The following is a 15,362-nucleotide window of genomic DNA, read 5'->3' as shown; positions in this document are numbered from 1 at the left end:
GCGCTATGGTGCAAATGCCGCCGCCCCGCATCCCGCCAGAGGACCCTGCCATGGCCTTCGACTTCATCCTCATGCTCACCTCGAACGACCGCACCATTCCCGACGCCCGCGCGCGGCTGGACGAGGCGCTCGAAGGCGGCGTGCGCCATATCGGCTTCAAGGACGTCGGCCTGCGGTTTTCCGAGCTGAAGGGCCTCGCCGAAGCCATCCGCGCCGCGGGCGGACGCTCCTACCTCGAAGTGGTCAGCCTCGATGCCGAAAGCGAACTCGCCTCGGCCCGCGCCGCCATCGACCTCGACGTCGACTGCCTGCTCGGCGGCACCCGCGCCGAGGAGGTCGCGACCCTGACCCGCGACCACCCGCTGCGCTACTACCCCTTCCCCGGCCGCATCACCGGCCACCCGAGCGTGCTGGAAGGCCCGGCAAGCGAGATCACCGAAAGCGCCCGCCGCCTCGCCGATCTCGAATGGGTCCACGGGCTCGACCTGCTGGCCTACCGCTTCGACGGCGACGTTCCCGCACTGATGACCGAGGTCTGCGGCGCGGTGGCCAAGCCGGTCATCATGGCCGGCAGCATCGACAGCGCCGCGCGGGTCGAGGCCGCCGCCCGCGCCGGGGCCACCGGTTTCACCGTCGGCACCGCAGCCCTGGCCGGCGCCTTCCCGGCCGAAGGCGAAGGCTTCGCCGCCCAGGCCCGCGCCATCCTGGCGATCACCGAACGCGCCCGAGCGCAATCCACCGCGCCCCGCCGCCTGGCGCTCGCCGCGCATGACACCCGCAAGGCGCAACTGCGCGCCTGGGTGCTGCGTCACGCAAGGGCGCTCGAAGGCCACCGCCTCGTCTGCACCGGCGGCACCGGCCGGATGATCGCCGAGGCCGCCCCCGCCCTCTCGGTCCGCCGCCTTCAGCGCGGCGCGCGCGGCGGCGACCAGCAACTCGGCGCGCTCATCGCCACCGGCGATCTCGATGCGGTGATCTTCTTCGCCGACCCGACCCTGCCCCACGGCGGCGACGCCGACCTGCAGGCGCTGACCCGCCTCGCAGTGCTGCACGACACCCCGCTCGCGCTCGGCCCCTCCGCCGCCGACATGGTCGCGGCCAGCCTGCTCGGCGGCTGAAGCCTCAGTCCCGCCCGAGGCTCACGAAGAGCCCCGCCACCAGCGCCGCGTCCTCGGTCGAGGCCAGCGCCGGCGCATGGCCGCATTCAGGGAAGACCGAGACCTCGGGCCGCGGCCCGCGTGCAACCATTCGCGCCAGCACATCCTCGGTCAGAAGATCGCTGCGCGCCCCGCGAAATACGTGGCAGGGCGTGGCGATTGCGTCCCACAGGTCCCATGCCTCCAGCGTCTCGGGCCGCCGCGCGATCATGTCGATCACCCGCGCGTCGTAATGCAGCGTCAGCTGCCCGTCGCCCTTCCGCCGCACCGAACTCTCGGCCATCCGCCGCCAGAAGCCGTCCGGCGCCGGCCCGAAGGGCAAATAGACCCGCCGCAGCCAGTCCTCGGCCTCGCTCACCCGCTCGAAGACCGGCAGGTCGGCGGCATAGGTCACGATCCGCTCCACCGCCGCCGCCGGCACCTCGGGACCGATGTCGTTGATGACCAGCGTGCGCAACCGCTCCGGCGCCTTCGCCGCCACATGCATCCCGATCAGCCCGCCCATCGAGGTGCCAAGCCAGTGTGCCCGTTCGATCCCGTAACGGTCGAGCATTTCCAGCGCCATCCGCGCATAGAAGGCCGGGTCGTATTCCACCTCCGGATTGTCCGACCAGGTCGACAGCCCGCGCCCGATGGTATCGGGGCAAAGTACGAAATACCGCCCCGCCAGCCGCACGGCGAGCTCGTCGAAATCCCGCCCGGTCCGCGCCAGCCCGTGCCAGAGCACCACAGCCTCGCCCGCCGGATCGCCCCATTCGGTGACATGCATCTCATGGCCCAGCAGGGGCAGGTAGACGCTCCGCGCTCCGCTCATGCCCCTGCCTTCCTGTCGCCCTTGTCGATGATCGTGCCGGCGATCCCCGCCGGGAAGAAATAGACCAGCAGAATGAAGATGATCCCGAGCCACAGCAGCCAGCGCTCCGGGTTCAGCAGCTCCGGCAGCAACGGCAGCTCCGCCGTCGCACCCGCCGCCACCTCCATCAGGTCGCGCAGGTAGTATTGCGCCATCACCAGCGCCGTCGCTCCGATCACCGCGCCCCACATCGTGCCCATGCCGCCGATCACCACCATCAGCAGGATGTCGATCATGATCCCGAAACTCAGCACCGTCTCCGGCCCGGTGTATTTCAGCCAGAGCGCATAGGCCGACCCCGCCAGCGCCGCCGTCACCGCCGCGATCACGAAGACCGCGGTGCGATAGGCCACGACGCGATAGCCGATGCCCTCGGCCCGCCCCTCGTTCTCGCGGATCGCCTTCAGCACGGTTCCCAGGGGCGAACCGACGATGCGCAGCATCGCCCAGAACAGCACCGCCGCGATCACGAAGACAAAGTAATAGGCCGCGAGCTTGCCGTTCATCTGCACGCCCCAGAGGCGCACCACCTTGCCGGCCTCGTCGGTGAACAGCTTGGTCGCCGGCTTGAACAGCTCGGGCACCTTGTAGGTCATCCCGTCCTCGCCCCCGGTGATCCCCGAGAGCTGCGAGGCCAGCACCAGCACCACGCTCGCCGCCGCGAGGGTAATCATCGCGAAGAAGATCGCCTTGACGCGCAGCGACAACAGCCCGATCGCCACCGCCAGCAGCGCCGTCACCACGACGCCCCCGGCGGTGCCCAGCAACACCGGCCCCCAGCCCGCGCCCATGTGCTTCAACGCAATCGCCACGCCATAGGCGCCGACGCCAAAGAACATCGTATGGGCAAACGACACGATCCCGGTATAGCCGATCAGCAGGTCATAGCTCGCCACCAGCACGATGAAGACCGCGATACGCGCCGCCACCTCGATCTGGCGCACGTCCTGGAACAGGAACGGCGCGAACAGCAGCAAGGCCCAGATCACCAGCGCGGCGGCCTTGACGGTAAGGGTGCCCTTCTTCATCGCCCGCTCCTCACTTCGCCGCCGGGGCCAGCCCGTTGGGCCGCCACAGCAGGATCGCCATCATCAGGATCATGTTCGACGCCAGCGACAGCTTGGGCGCCAGGAACCCGACATAGTTCTGCATCAGCCCGACGATGATCGCGCCCAGAAGCGTCCCCTGGATCGACCCCAACCCGCCGATGATGACGACGATGAAGACGATCACCAGGATCTCCGCACCTAGGTCCGGCGTGATCAGGGTCTGATATCCCGCCCACATCGCCCCCCCGAGCCCCGCCAGCGCCGATCCCAGCATGAACACCAGCACGAACAGCCGGTCGACCCGGAAGCCCAGCGCCTCGACCATCTCGCGGTTCTCCACCCCGGCGCGGATCAACAGGCCCATGCGGGTCCGGTTCAGCATCAGGTAGAGGCCAAGGTAGACCACCACGCCCACCGCCACCGCGAACAGCCGGTAGACCTCGATGGAACTGTCCCCGATGATCACCGCCCCCTCCAGGAAGCTCGGCCGCGGCACCGCCAAGGGCACCCCGCCCCAGGTGGCAAGGATCACCTCGTCTGCCACGATCAGCGCGCCCATGGTGATCAGGATCTGCCGCAGGTGGTCGGCGTAGACCGGCTTGACGATGACCCGCTCGAAGGCCCAGCCCGCGCCCAGCCCGAAGGCCACCGCCGCACCCAGCGCCAGCGCCAGCGCCAGCACCTCCAGCGTCAGGCTCCCCGAGGTCAGCCAGCCGCTCAGCGCCGCAAGCGTCGAAGCCGAGACGAAGGCACCGAAGCTGACAAAGGCCGAATGGCCGAAGTTCAGCACATCCATCAGCCCGAAGACCAGGCTCAGCCCCGAGGCCATGAGGAAGATCATCAGCCCCATCGACAGCCCGGCCACCGTCAGCGTCAGCCAGCTCGACGGCACGCCGATCAGCACGAAGGCGATCACCGCCAGCACAACCGGCAGCCAGAACACGCCCCCGGCCCTCGCGACTACTGCGCTCATTCGTGGTCCTCCTGAAAGGCCGACAGGCTCAGCAGCCGGTCCTGTAGATCCTTGTCCGCGTCGAAGGCGGCCATGGTACCGGTATGCACGATGCGCCCGTCGTCGATCACCGCCACGTCGCGGCCCAGCGAGCGGGCAAAGGCATAGTTCTGCTCCACCAGCAGGATCGTCGTGCTGGCCGAGATCTCGCGGAAGGCCTCGCCCATCGCGTCGACGATGGCGGGGGCCAGCCCCTTGGTCGGCTCGTCGATCAGGATCAGCGCGCGCGGCTCGATGATCGCGCGGGCCACCGAGAGCATCTGCTTCTGCCCGCCCGACAGCGCGCCCGCCGGCTTGTCCCAGAATTTCTTCAGCGCCGGGAACAGCGTATAGACCCGCTCCAGCCTGCTCGCGTCGAACTTGCCGCTGGCGGTCGCCAGCACCATGTTCTCGGCCACGGTCAGCCCGCCGAAGATGCCCATGTTCTCGGGCACGAAGGCGATGCCTCTGCGGGCGATATCCGAGGTATGCAGCCCCGAGATATCCTCGCCGCGAAACCGGACCGAGCCGGGGCTGGGCTTCCACAGCCCCATGACCGCGCGCAGCGTGGTGGTCTTGCCCGCGCCATTGCGCCCCAGCAGCACGAAGACGCCGCCTTCCTGCACCTCGAAGCTGACGCCGTGCAGGATCGAATACTGGCCGATGTCGACCGACATGTCCTTGATGGAAAGAAGGCTCATGCCGCCGCCCCCGCGTGCCCAAGGTAGACATCGCGCACGATCTGGCTCGCCATCACCTCGGCCGGCGGCCCGTCGGCCAACAGCTCGCCGTTGTGCAGCACGATGATCCGGTCCGCCAGCGCGCGCACCACGTCCATCTTGTGCTCGACCAGCAGCACGGTCTTCGAGCGGTCGGCCTTGATCCCGGCGATCAGCTCCAGCACGTCCGGCGCATGGTCGAGGCTCATGCCGGCGGTCGGCTCGTCGAACATGTAGATATCGGGCTCCATCGCCATCAGCAGCGCCACCTCCAGCTTGCGCTGGTCGCCATGCGGCAGCAGCGCCGCCTCGCGATGCGCCACCGCCTCCAGCCTGGTCGCCTCCAGGTAGCGCTCGGCCCGTGCTGTCAGCTCGGTCAGCCGCCCCACCCGCGTGAAGAAGCGCCAGCCGTCGCCGCTCTGCGCCTGCACCGCCAGCCGGATGTTCTCCAGCACGCTCAGGCGCGGGAACAGGTTGGTCAGCTGGAACGCCCGGCCGATCCCGTGCTTGGCGCGCGCCGAAGGCGCCATCCGGGTGATGTCGATGCCATCCTTCAGCACCGTCCCGGCGGTCGGCAGCAACTGGCCCGAGATCATGTTGAAGAAGGTCGTCTTGCCCGCGCCGTTCGGCCCGACGATGACGGTGAGCTCGCCGGGGCGGAAATCGACGGTGACGTCGTTGACGGCGGTATGGCCACCGAAACGGATGGTCAGCCCGCTGGTCGAGAGGGACGGTTGTGACATGGAAATGGCCCTGCACGGGTCCGGGCGCATGGCCCGGACCCGGCCCCTGGGTTAGTTCTGGTTGTTGCGGCCGACGGGAATGTCCATCTCGCTGGCCTCGATGATGCGCACCTTCTCGGGGATCGCCCATTCGACGGCGTCATCGACCTTGATCTTGAAGTGAATCATCGACTGCAGCGCCTGGTGATCCTCGGGGCGGAAGGTCATCTCGCCCTTGGGGGTGTCCCAGGTCATGCCCTCCATCGTCTTGATGAGATCGTCGGTCTCCAGCGAGGGCGACTCCTCCAGCGCCTTGACGATGGCCAGCGCCGCCGCCATGCCGCCGGCGGTGAAGAAATCCGGCGGGCTGCTGAAGCGCTTCATGTGCTCTTCGACCAGCCAGGCGTTCACTGCGTTGTCATAACCCTCGTAGTAGTAATAAATCGCGCCCTCCATGCCGGGCACCCGCTTGTAGGTCGCCAGCGCCGGCAGGATGTTCCCGCCCGTCGACAGTTCGATGCCGAAACGCGCGGGCTCCATCGCCAGCACCTTGCCCATCGGGTCGCCGCCACCGGCGAAATAGATGTAGATGACCTTGCGGCCCGGCTTGTCCTTCAGCGCGTTGAACATCCGCTCGGTCGCGGCGGTAAAGTCGGTCGCGTCCTGCGGCACGTATTCCTCGGTCACGACCTTCGCGCCCTTGGCTTCCAGCGCGGTCTTGAACGCGGCGATCCCGTCGCGGCCAAAGGCATAGTCCTGCGCCAGCGTGGCGACATAGAGGTTCTCGTCCGGCGACAGCGCCAGCGCCTGGGCCTGCGAGTCCATCGACGAATTGCGCGAGGTCTTGAACACGTAGCGGTTGCTGTCCTTGCCGGTCAGGCTGTCGGCCACCGCCGGCTCGACCATCAGGATGCGCTCGTATTCCTCGGCAATCGGCAGCAGGCCCAGCGTCACCCCCGACGAGGTGCCGCCAACCGCGATCAGCGCGCCATCGTCTCCATAGGCTTCGGCCAGCACCGCGCGGGCGACGTCCGGCTTGAACTGGGTATCTTTGAAGATCAGCTCGATCGGGTGACCCTTCACCTTCATCGTGCCCTTGGTCGCGTATTCCAGCCCCAGCTGGAACCCGGTTTCGCTCTGCTGCGAATAGACAGCGAACGAAGAGCCCGAGGTGCCATGCACCAGCGCGATCTTGATCGGATCCTCCTGCGCCACCGCCGGGGCGGCCAGGCCCATGACGAATGTGAGCGCGGCAATGCCACGTGCAATCGGTTTCATCGAATTCCCTCCCTTGTCCCGCACCGGCTTTCAACCGCGGCGGGGCTCATGTAACGTGAGTTAAGGCTGGCAGATCGGGGACTTGGTCTCAAGTTGGGCAAAACACGTATAGACGAGGCATTCGCCTCCGGAGACCTCGACAGCCTCGCGTTCGACCATGCCCCGACCGGGCTCGTCGTCACCGAAACCCGTGTCATCCGCCGCTGCAACCTCGAGTTCGAGCGCATGTTCGGCTATGACCACGGCGAACTCGACAACAAGCTCTTCAACCGGCTCTACCCCTCCGAGGAGATCTTCCAGTCGATTGGCCGGCTCGACCATACCGAGCTGATCCAGAACACCGGCTACTGGGACGAACGGGTGATGCGCCGCAAGGATGGCTCGCTGTTCTGGGTCCGCGTGCGCGGCTTCACCTTCACCCCCGAAGAGCCCCTGCGCCGCGCGGTCTGGAGCCTCGCCGACCTCTCCAGCTACCGCGTCTACCAGCCGATCACCCCGCGCGAACGCGAGGTGGCCAACCTGCTGGCCGAAGGGCTGACCACCAAGGAAATCGCCCGCGCGCTCAAGATCAGCCCGCGCACGGTCGAGGTGCACCGCGCCCGCCTGCAGAAGAAATACGGCGTCTCCAACACCACCGCGCTGGTCAACGCCTTCCTCGGCGTGCCCACCCGCCGCATCGTCAGCACCTAGTCGCGCGGGAAGACCAACCCATCGAACAGCTTGCGCGCCGTCCGCAGCGTCCCCGCCCGCAGCACCTTGCCCGCAACGTCCCGCTCCAGCACCACCTCCGCCGCCCCGGTCGGATGCTCGATCACGAAGGTATCACCCTCCGGCAGCACCGCCACCAGGGCCGCAGGCGTGCCCTCCAGCGTGCAGGCCGTCGCCACGCTCACCGCCGCAAAGACCCCGATGGTCGCATGGCAGCGATGCGGAATGAACGAGCGCGTATTGACCACGCCCCCCGCCTGCGGCGCCGAGACAAGGGTCATCTTAGGCACCGATTTCTCGCGCACGTCGCCCAGGTTCATCAGCGGCCCCGCCACCAGCCGGATCGCCTCCAGCCGCGCCTTCAGTACCGCGTCATCGTCCAGCGCCTCGCGCCCCTCGGTCCCGGTCACGCCCAGGTCGGCGGCCCGCATCACCACGCAGGGCATCCCGTTGTCGATCAGCGTGCACTCGACGCCCTCGATCACATCCACCGCCCGCCCCGTCGGCAAGAGCGACCCGCACATCGACCCGGCGACATTCTCGAACATCAGCGGCACAGGCGCATGGCTCCCCGGCACCCCGTCGATCCGCGCCGCGCCGGCATAGCTAACCCGCCCGCCCGGCGTCGCCACCAGCGCCGTCGCCACCTCGCCGGTATTGACCATGTGGATGCGCACCGGGGTCTCCTCGCCCGCCGCCGCCACCAGCCCCCGCTCGATCGCCGCCGGCCCGACCCCGGCCAGGATATTGCCGCAGCCCTGCGCGTCCGACACCAGCGCCTGGTCGACGAAGACCTGCAGGAACAGGTAATCCACATCCGCATCCGCCCGCGTCGGCGGCGCCAGCACCGCCACCTTCGAGGTCAGCGGGTCCGCCCCGCCGATCCCGTCGATCTGACGCGGGTCGGGGCTGCCCATCACCCGCAGCAGCAGATCGTCGCGCGCCGCCGCCTCGGCGGGCAGGTCACCGGCAAGGAAATAGGCCCCCTTCGAGGTGCCCCCCCGCATCCACAAGCACCGGATCCCGTCCATGCCGCGCTCTCCTCAGAGGTATTTCAGGCCCTTCTCGGCCAGCCGCGCCCGCATCGCATAAATGTCGAGCCCCAGCTCGCCCGCCGCCAGCCGCCTGCGCTTACCCTCTTCCGCCGCCATCCGCGCGCGGGCCTTCTCCAGCACCGCCGCCGCCTCGGCGCGGCGCACCACGCAGACCCCGTCGTCATCGGCGACGATCACATCCCCCGCCTCGACCAGCTCCCCGGCGCAGACCACCGGCACGTTCACGTCGCCCAGCGTCTCCTTCACCGTGCCCTGCGCGCTGATGCACTTGGACCAGACCGGGAAGCCCATCTCTGTCAGCTCGCGCACATCGCGCACGCCCGCGTCGATCACCAGCCCCCGGCAGCCCCGCGCCATGGCCGAGGTCGCCAGCAGGTCGCCGAAATAGCCGTCCGAACAGGGCGAGGTCGGCGCCAGCACCAGGATGTCCCCGGCCTGCAGCTGCTCGATTGCCACATGCAGCATCCAGTTGTCGCCCGGCGGGGCCGAGATCGTCACCGCCGACCCGGCGATGCGCGCCCCGGCCCAGATCGGCCGCATGTAGGGCGCGAGCATCCCCCTGCGCCCCTGCGCCTCGTGCACCGTGGCGACACCCGCCTCGGCCAGCCCGTCGATCACCGCGGCCTCGGCCCGCTCGATCTTCTGTATCACCACGCTCATGCGCCTCTCCTCTTTCGCTCCACCCGGACCGTAGCCCTACCGCTTGACCGGCGGCGTGCCGTGGGTGTGGAAGGTCTCGATGGTCTTCAGCCCCCAGGCCTGCCCCTTCTTGCGGTCGGCCTCGGTCCAGACGACCGGCTCCCAAGATGGATCGAGAAGCAGTCGCGCGCCGGCGTTCGCCAGCTCGATGCGGTTGCCCGCGGGCTCCCAGGCATAGAGGAAGAACGACCCCTGGATCGCGTGCTTGTGTGGCCCGGTCTCGATATGCACGCCGTTCTCCAGGTAGATGTCGGCGGCGCGCAGGATATCCTCGCGGGTGTCGGTGGCAAAGGTGACATGGTGCAGACGCCCCTTGCCGCCGCCACGCTCCTCCGAACACACCAGGTCATAGGTCTTGTTGTTGCACGAGAACCAGCAGCCCCCCATGCGCCCGTTGTCGAGCTGGATGTATTCGGTCACCCGGCTGCCCAGGCAGGTATCCACCCAGTCTTTGAAGGCGCGGACATCCTCGCCCAGCAGGTTCACGTGATCGATCCGGCGCGGGCTGATGCCCTGCGCATGATAGCGCGAAGCCAGGTTCTTCAGCGCCGAGGCATCCTCGGGCGGGGCCTTGTATTTCACCGTGTCCCAATACAGCTCGAAGACATGGCCGAAGGGATCCTCGAAGCGATAGGCCCGGCCATGCGACAGGTCGCCCTCCACCCAGCCGTGCTTGACGTAGTCGCTGGCTTCGATGGCCGCCACCCGACGCGCCAGCGCCTCGGGCGAGGCAACGCGATAACCGATATGGCCAATGCCGGTCTGCTCCGATTTCGTCAGCTTCAACGAACAGAACTCGTAGTCCTCCCAGGCGCGCAGATAGGCGCTGTCGCCCTCCCGCGCCGAAAGCTTCAGCCCGAAGACCCTGGTGAAGAAATCGAGGCTGTCCTCAAACTTGTCGGTCAGCACCTCGACATGTCCCAGGTGGGCCAGGTCGGGCTGCGGCATGGTGGGGATCTGTGCCATCACGTCCTCCTCCCTCAGAGTTCGTCAACCGTGCGCGGGAAGACCGACTGGAAGCCCTCGGCATACTTGCAGTCGCGCCCGCCCGACATGCCGCCCGAATTGCGCTTGAAATGGTTGGCCCGCTGCTGCGCCACGCGGGTGTAGTAATCCCACAGGTGCACCTGGCCGTTCATGTGCTCCATCGCCGCCCGCTTCCTGTCCCAGACCGGCGTGATGTCGAGGAAGGTATCGGGCTTCCAGCCCATCTGCTCGGTCTGATGCGGCTCGAACAGATAAAGCTGCGGCGCGCCCAGCACCTTCTCGCCCGGATTGTGCCCCCAGGCCTGCGCGATCATCCGGCACTCCAGCGCCACCTCGGTCATATACATGTGGTCGGTGTTGTAGGGGTCGTATCTCGAATGGCTCATCATGAAGTTGGGCTGCACCTTGCGGATCACGTCCACCAGCTTCATCTTGTCCTCCCGCTCCAGCTGCAGCGGGTAGTCGCCCAGGTCGAAGCAGACCAGCTCGTGCACCCCCAGCGCCTCGGCGGCGGCCTCGGCCTCGGCCCGGCGGATCGCCTTCACCTCCTCCAGCGCCTTGCCCTCCTTCCAAAGCTTGGCGCTCTCGCCGCGCTCGCCGAAGGACATGCAGGCGACGGTGACCTGATAGCCCAGCTCGGCATGCAGGGCGATGGCGCCGCCACAGCGCCAGACGAAATCGGCGGCATGGGCAGAGAGGATCAGGGCGGTCTTTTGCGAGGACATGGTCTGGCGCTCCGGCAGAGTCTGTTTCGCATTCAGATCCCATATTGCCGCCGGTTCGGCGAATTCGGAAGTGGTTTCCCGGAATAAGAAATTGCTATAGGCGTGGGCCCGGAGGCCCCCCATGCTCTCACGCAACCTGCGCCATTTCCGCGTCTTCCTCGCGGTGGCCGACCTCAAGTCGCCCACGCTCGCGGCCGACCGCTGCCACGTCACCCAGCCCGCCGTGACCCAGGCTCTCGGCAAGCTGGAACGCGAGGCCGGCGGCGCGCTCTTCGACCGCACCCGGCAGGGCTTCTTCCTCACCCCCCGCGGCGAGGTCTTTGAAACCCGCATCCGCCGCGCGATAGACCGGCTCGACGCCGCCCTGGCCGAAATCGCCCCCCGCCTCACCCTCACCGCCTCGGCGGCGCAGCTCCAGGCGATGATCGCCGTCTCCGAGGCGCAGACCTTCTCGCTCGCCGCCCGCACCCTCGGCATCGCCCAGCCCACCGTGCACCGCGCCGTCACCCGGCTGGAAAAGGACGCCGCCCGCCCGCTGTTCGACCGGGTCTCCTTCGGCCTAGCCGCCACCCGCGCCTGCCGCGCGCTGGTCCAGGCCGCCCGGCTCGCCTTCTCCGAGGTCGAACAGGCCGAGGCCGAGCTTGCCGCCTTCGACGGCCGCGAAGTGGGCCGCATCGTCGTCGGCGCCCTGCCGCTGTCGCGCTCGGTCGTGCTGCCCGAGGCGCTGGCCCGCTTCCGCGCCGCCCGCCCGCGCCAGCCCGTCACTATCCTCGACGGCCCCTATACCGAAATGCTGTCCGGCTTAAGGCGCGGCGATATCGACGTCATCCTCGGCGCCCTGCGCGACCCGCTGCCGGCCGAGGACGTCGAACAGGAACCGCTGTTCCGCGACCGCCTCACCATCCTCGCCCGCCCCGGCCATCCGCTGCTCTCCGCCCCGACGATCTCGCTCGAATCCATGGCCCGCCAGCCCTGGACCGTGCCCCGCCACGGCACCCCCTCGCGCGACCAGTTCGACGCACTCTTCACCTCCCACGGCCTACCCCACCCCGAGAGCGTGCTCGAATGCGGCTCCATCCTGCTTATGCGCGAATTGCTCTCGCGCGGCGACCTGCTCGGCTGCATCTCGGAACGCCAGGCCGCCGCCGAGATCGACAAGGGCCTGCTGGCCCGCCTCGAAATCCCCTTCGAGTGGCCCGCCCGCGCCATCGGCCTCAGCTATCGGACCGGCTGGATCCCCACCACCGCCCAGCGCCTGCTGCTCGACATGATCCGCGCAGCCGCGGTCGAACTCACACCGCTATAGCCTGCATTGGGCTAACCTTCGCAGGATTCCATTGGACCGGGCGCCGAAATGCGCAAGTCGTCCCCGGCCCCGATGCCATTCACCTTATTCCCTGGCAGCCGCCAAAAAATCACTCTTCGACTTTTTGTAACAATATCAGCATGTTGACCCCCCGTCCTAGCTGGGACACCGCAAAATCGCCCTAGACGGCCACCTGCGAGACCCGGAAACTCACCGCCTCGGCCACATGGTCCCGCCGCACCGCCTCGCCCCCTGCCAGGTCGGCAATCGTCCGCGCCACCCGCAGGACCCGGTGATAGCCCCGCGCCGAGAGGCCGAAACGTTCGGCCACCTTGGTGAGCAACGCCCGCCCCTCCCCGTCCGGCGCCGCCACCTCCTCCAGCAGCGCCCCCTCGGCATCGGCATTCTGAAACGCCCCGGCATGGCCCGCGAACCGCCGCGCCTGCACCTCCCGCGCCGCGGCCACCCGCGCCGCCACTTCGGCCGAGGTATCCCCCGAGGCCGGCAGGTCCAGGTCTGTGAAGGCAACCGGCGGCACCTCGATCCGCAGGTCGAAGCGGTCCATCAGCGGCCCCGAGATCCGCCCGAGGTAATCCTCCCCGCAGGCCGGCACCCGCGCACAGGCCCGTGCCGGATCGCTGAGGTAGCCGCACTTGCAGTGGTTCGCCGCCGCCACCAGCAAGAACCGGCAGGGGTATCTCACATGCGCATTCGCCCGCGCCACCACCACCTCGCCGGTCTCGATCGGCTGCCGCAGGGTTTCGAGCACAGCGCGCGGAAACTCCGGGAACTCGTCCATGAACAGCACCCCGTTGTGGGCCAGGCTGATCTCCCCCGGCCGCGCCCCGCGCCCGCCACCGACGATCGCCGCCATCGAGGCGGTGTGATGCGGCTCGCGGAACGGCCGGGTCCGGTTGATCCCGCCCTCGTCCAGCAGCCCGCAGAGCGATTGGATCATCGAGGTCTCCAGCGCCTCGGCCGCGGTCAGCGGCGGCAGGATGCCGGGGATCCGCGCTGCCAGCATCGACTTGCCCGACCCCGGCGTGCCGATCATCATCAAGTGATGCCGCCCGGCCGCCGCGATCTCGATCGCCCGCTTGGCCCGCTCCTGCCCCTTGACGTCGCGCAGGTCCGGGCCGTTATAGCCGGTCACCACCTCGCCCGGCTCCGCCGGCGCGATCACCGCCTGCCCGGTGAAATGGCGCACAACGTCGCCCAGCGACCCCACCGCGATCACCTGCGTGCCCCCGACCCAGGCCGCCTCGGCCCCCGAGGCGCGCGGGCAGAGCAGGATCCGCTCCTCCTCCGCCGCGCAGAGCGCCGCCGGCAGCGCCCCCAGCACCGGCACCAGCGTAGCATCGAGCGACAACTCTCCCAGCGCCACCGTTCCCTCCGCCGCATCCGGCGGCACGATCTCGAGCGCGGCGAGCAGCGCCAGCGCGATGGGCAGGTCGAAATGGCTGCCCTCCTTCGGCAGATCCGCCGGCGAGAGGTTCACCGTGATCCGCTTCGACGGCAATGCGATGGCCAGCGCGCTCAGCGCGCTGCGCACCCGGTCGCGCGCCTCGGAGACCGCCTTGTCGGGCAGACCCACCACGTTGAAGGTCGGCATCCCAGGCGCGACGGCGCATTGCACCTCGACCAGCCGCGCCTGGACGCCCTGGAAAGCAACGGTATAGGCGCGTGCGACCATGCTGGCTCCCACCTGCGGTTAACGCGCCATGACTAGCAGCGGAGTCCTTTAGGAATCGTTAACCGCGCTGCCCCACGTTCCATGCGTGTTGAAACAAGCCCCGCGCCGTGCCAGCCTGCACCAGCCCCAACCTGCGGTCGCGCGATGATCGGCTCCAAGCTCCTCGACTGGTTCACCCGCGCCCCGCCGGGCGCGAGCCTGGCCGAGCGGCGCATGTATCCCATCGCCCGTTTCGGCCTGCCGATGGGCCTGGCGGTCCACGCACTCTACGCGGGCCTGTTCTTCCATATCGGGCAGACGGTTCTAGGCTGGTACAACCTGGCGATCCTGCCGATCTGGGCCTATGCGGTCTGGGCCGCCGTGACCCTGCGCTCGATGAAACTGGCGCTCGTCCTCGCCGCGATGATCGAGACCACGATTCACGCCCTGCTGGCGACGCTCTACATGGGCCTGCAGCCCTTCTTCCTCTCATACATGCTGTTCACCGTGATCCTGCCGCCGCTCTTCGCCTACTGGACACGTGCGACCCGCATCGCGATCTCGATGACGGCGGCGGTCCTGATGACGGCATTCGGTGCCTTCGCCGTGGCTTCAGAACCCTGGCAGCCGCTCTCGACAGGGTGGAACCTGTTCTTCTTCATCCAGAACTTCGGCGCGGCCATCGTTTTCGTGGGCATGATGATGGCCCTGCTCGACTACGCGATCCGGACTGCCGAAGCGGGTCTGACCCGCGAATTCGACCGCGCCGAGGGATTGCTGCGCAATATCCTGCCCGACCCGGTCGCCGCGCGGCTGAAGGACAGCCCCGAGGTGATCGCCGAGGAACATGCCGAGGTCTCGGTCCTCTTCGCCGATATCGTCGGCTTCACCCGCACCTCGGCCACCCTGCCGCCCGCCGGGCTGGTGGCGATGCTTGACGGACTGTTCCGCCGCTTCGACACGCTGGCCGAGCGGCACGGCTGCGAGAAGATCAAGACCATCGGCGACGCCTACATGGCAGCCACCGGCCTGCCCGAGGCGCGCGCCGACCATGCACGCGCCGCGGTGGCACTGGCGCTCGACATGCTGGGGGCGGTCGAGGAGTTCACCCGCGCCACTGGAACGCCGCTGGCCGTCCGCGTCGGGATTAACTCCGGGCCGGTGGTGGCCGGCGTCATCGGCCGCCGCAAGTTCGCCTACGATCTCTGGGGCGACACGGTAAATGTCGCGGCGCGGATGGAGGAGATCGGCGCGCCCGGCGCGGTCTGGATCACCGCGCAGACGCGCGCGGCACTGGGGCGGGAGTTCGACTGCCGGCCGCTCGGCGCGGTGACGATACGCGGCAAGGGCGAGGTCGAGGCCTTTGAGGTGACGCGCTGACCCGGCGGCGCGCGGTTGGCAGAGGACGGAGAGAGTATTTGGAAAGAAGAGAAGCACAGGG

The 15,362-nt window shown here is 68.4% G+C and carries 15 protein-coding genes; 4 read left to right on the top strand and 11 right to left on the bottom strand.

All coding sequences use genetic code 11. The features are described from left to right. Positions 1–50 precede the first annotated feature (50 nt). Positions 51–1,118 (top strand): methylglyoxal synthase, encoded by a 1,068-nt coding sequence (locus IE266_RS15365; RefSeq protein ID WP_189680990.1) that lies wholly within the window; start codon positions 51–53, stop codon positions 1,116–1,118. 4 nt (positions 1,119–1,122) lie between these two features. Here IE266_RS15365 and IE266_RS15360 read toward each other — a convergent pair whose 3' ends face one another. From IE266_RS15360 to IE266_RS15335, 6 genes are read right to left on the bottom strand one after another with little or no spacing between them, the layout of a single operon-like run. Beyond that, positions 1,123–1,971, bottom strand: a complete 849-nt coding sequence (locus tag IE266_RS15360; protein ID WP_189680989.1) for an alpha/beta fold hydrolase — start codon at positions 1,969–1,971, stop codon at positions 1,123–1,125. Further along, a complete protein-coding gene (locus IE266_RS15355) occupies positions 1,968–3,038 on the bottom strand; it encodes a branched-chain amino acid ABC transporter permease (RefSeq protein WP_189680988.1) in 1,071 nt (356 codons plus the stop codon). The genes IE266_RS15360 and IE266_RS15355 overlap by 4 nt, the downstream gene beginning before the upstream one ends. Before the next feature lie 10 nt (positions 3,039–3,048). Then, a complete protein-coding gene (locus IE266_RS15350) occupies positions 3,049–4,032 on the bottom strand; it encodes a branched-chain amino acid ABC transporter permease (RefSeq protein ID WP_189680987.1) in 984 nt (327 codons plus the stop codon). Beyond that, positions 4,029–4,751: an ABC transporter ATP-binding protein gene (locus IE266_RS15345; protein ID WP_189680986.1), complete on the bottom strand. Its 723-nt coding sequence runs from the start codon at positions 4,749–4,751 to the stop codon at positions 4,029–4,031. Before IE266_RS15345 ends, IE266_RS15350 begins: the two co-directional genes overlap by 4 nt. Further along, complete coding sequence (locus IE266_RS15340) at positions 4,748–5,512, bottom strand: ABC transporter ATP-binding protein (protein WP_189680985.1); 765 nt, start codon at positions 5,510–5,512, stop codon at positions 4,748–4,750. Before IE266_RS15340 ends, IE266_RS15345 begins: the two co-directional genes overlap by 4 nt. Positions 5,513–5,563: 51 nt before the next feature. After that, complete coding sequence (locus IE266_RS15335; RefSeq protein WP_189680984.1) at positions 5,564–6,769, bottom strand: substrate-binding domain-containing protein; 1,206 nt, start codon at positions 6,767–6,769, stop codon at positions 5,564–5,566. A gap of 93 nt (positions 6,770–6,862) precedes the next feature. Between IE266_RS15335 and IE266_RS15330 the strand changes: the two genes are divergently transcribed. Beyond that, entirely contained in the window at positions 6,863–7,459 is a 597-nt protein-coding gene (locus IE266_RS15330) for a LuxR C-terminal-related transcriptional regulator (RefSeq protein WP_229864158.1), read from the top strand. On the opposite strand, the gene IE266_RS15325 is transcribed toward IE266_RS15330, so the two are convergent. The 4 genes from IE266_RS15325 to IE266_RS15310 are packed head-to-tail and all read right to left on the bottom strand — an operon-like array spanning position 7,456 to position 10,943. Next, positions 7,456–8,508, bottom strand: a complete 1,053-nt coding sequence (locus IE266_RS15325; RefSeq protein WP_189680983.1) for a 4-oxalomesaconate tautomerase — start codon at positions 8,506–8,508, stop codon at positions 7,456–7,458. The two genes, IE266_RS15330 and IE266_RS15325, sit on opposite strands and share 4 nt — an antisense overlap. Positions 8,509–8,520: 12 nt before the next feature. Then, a complete protein-coding gene (locus IE266_RS15320) occupies positions 8,521–9,192 on the bottom strand; it encodes a 4-carboxy-4-hydroxy-2-oxoadipate aldolase/oxaloacetate decarboxylase (protein ID WP_189680982.1) in 672 nt (223 codons plus the stop codon). A 36-nt stretch (positions 9,193–9,228) separates the two neighbouring features. Next, positions 9,229–10,197 (bottom strand): VOC family protein, encoded by a 969-nt coding sequence (locus tag IE266_RS15315; protein WP_189680981.1) that lies wholly within the window; start codon positions 10,195–10,197, stop codon positions 9,229–9,231. 14 nt (positions 10,198–10,211) lie between these two features. Next, positions 10,212–10,943, bottom strand: a complete 732-nt coding sequence (locus IE266_RS15310; RefSeq protein ID WP_189680980.1) for a PIG-L deacetylase family protein — start codon at positions 10,941–10,943, stop codon at positions 10,212–10,214. A 121-nt stretch (positions 10,944–11,064) separates the two neighbouring features. Between IE266_RS15310 and IE266_RS15305 the strand changes: the two genes are divergently transcribed. Beyond that, on the top strand, positions 11,065–12,249 hold the full coding sequence (locus IE266_RS15305) for a LysR family transcriptional regulator (RefSeq protein ID WP_189680979.1): 1,185 nt from the start codon (positions 11,065–11,067) through the stop codon (positions 12,247–12,249). 181 nt (positions 12,250–12,430) lie between these two features. Here IE266_RS15305 and IE266_RS15300 read toward each other — a convergent pair whose 3' ends face one another. After that, positions 12,431–13,942: a YifB family Mg chelatase-like AAA ATPase gene (locus IE266_RS15300; protein ID WP_189680978.1), complete on the bottom strand. Its 1,512-nt coding sequence runs from the start codon at positions 13,940–13,942 to the stop codon at positions 12,431–12,433. A gap of 144 nt (positions 13,943–14,086) precedes the next feature. On the opposite strand from IE266_RS15300, the gene IE266_RS15295 reads away from it, so the two are divergent. Then, positions 14,087–15,301, top strand: coding sequence for an adenylate/guanylate cyclase domain-containing protein (locus tag IE266_RS15295; protein WP_229864156.1), 1,215 nt, complete (start codon positions 14,087–14,089; stop codon positions 15,299–15,301). The last annotated feature ends 61 nt before the right edge of the window (positions 15,302–15,362 follow it).

It is taken from the genome of Seohaeicola zhoushanensis, from assembly GCF_014656415.1.
Classification (GTDB): Bacteria; Pseudomonadota; Alphaproteobacteria; order Rhodobacterales; family Rhodobacteraceae; genus Seohaeicola_A; species Seohaeicola_A zhoushanensis.
Note: the sequence above shows the minus strand (reverse complement) of the source record. Positions and strands in the feature narration are given on the sequence as shown.

Bases quoted from the DNA above. Each gene is read 5' to 3' on its own strand.
- IE266_RS15365 (WP_189680990.1), top strand. From the start codon at position 51: ATGGCCTTCGACTTCATCCTCATGCTCACCTCGAACGACCGCACCATT.
- IE266_RS15360 (WP_189680989.1), bottom strand. From the start codon at position 1,971: ATGAGCGGAGCGCGGAGCGTCTACCTGCCCCTGCTGGGCCATGAGATG.
- IE266_RS15355 (WP_189680988.1), bottom strand. From the start codon at position 3,038: ATGAAGAAGGGCACCCTTACCGTCAAGGCCGCCGCGCTGGTGATCTGG.
- IE266_RS15350 (WP_189680987.1), bottom strand. From the start codon at position 4,032: ATGAGCGCAGTAGTCGCGAGGGCCGGGGGCGTGTTCTGGCTGCCGGTT.
- IE266_RS15345 (WP_189680986.1), bottom strand. From the start codon at position 4,751: ATGAGCCTTCTTTCCATCAAGGACATGTCGGTCGACATCGGCCAGTAT.
- IE266_RS15340 (WP_189680985.1), bottom strand. From the start codon at position 5,512: ATGTCACAACCGTCCCTCTCGACCAGCGGGCTGACCATCCGTTTCGGT.
- IE266_RS15335 (WP_189680984.1), bottom strand. From the start codon at position 6,769: ATGAAACCGATTGCACGTGGCATTGCCGCGCTCACATTCGTCATGGGC.
- IE266_RS15325 (WP_189680983.1), bottom strand. From the start codon at position 8,508: ATGGACGGGATCCGGTGCTTGTGGATGCGGGGGGGCACCTCGAAGGGG.
- IE266_RS15320 (WP_189680982.1), bottom strand. From the start codon at position 9,192: ATGAGCGTGGTGATACAGAAGATCGAGCGGGCCGAGGCCGCGGTGATC.
- IE266_RS15315 (WP_189680981.1), bottom strand. From the start codon at position 10,197: ATGGCACAGATCCCCACCATGCCGCAGCCCGACCTGGCCCACCTGGGA.
- IE266_RS15310 (WP_189680980.1), bottom strand. From the start codon at position 10,943: ATGTCCTCGCAAAAGACCGCCCTGATCCTCTCTGCCCATGCCGCCGAT.
- IE266_RS15305 (WP_189680979.1), top strand. From the start codon at position 11,065: ATGCTCTCACGCAACCTGCGCCATTTCCGCGTCTTCCTCGCGGTGGCC.
- IE266_RS15300 (WP_189680978.1), bottom strand. From the start codon at position 13,942: ATGGTCGCACGCGCCTATACCGTTGCTTTCCAGGGCGTCCAGGCGCGG.
- IE266_RS15295 (WP_229864156.1), top strand. From the start codon at position 14,087: ATGATCGGCTCCAAGCTCCTCGACTGGTTCACCCGCGCCCCGCCGGGC.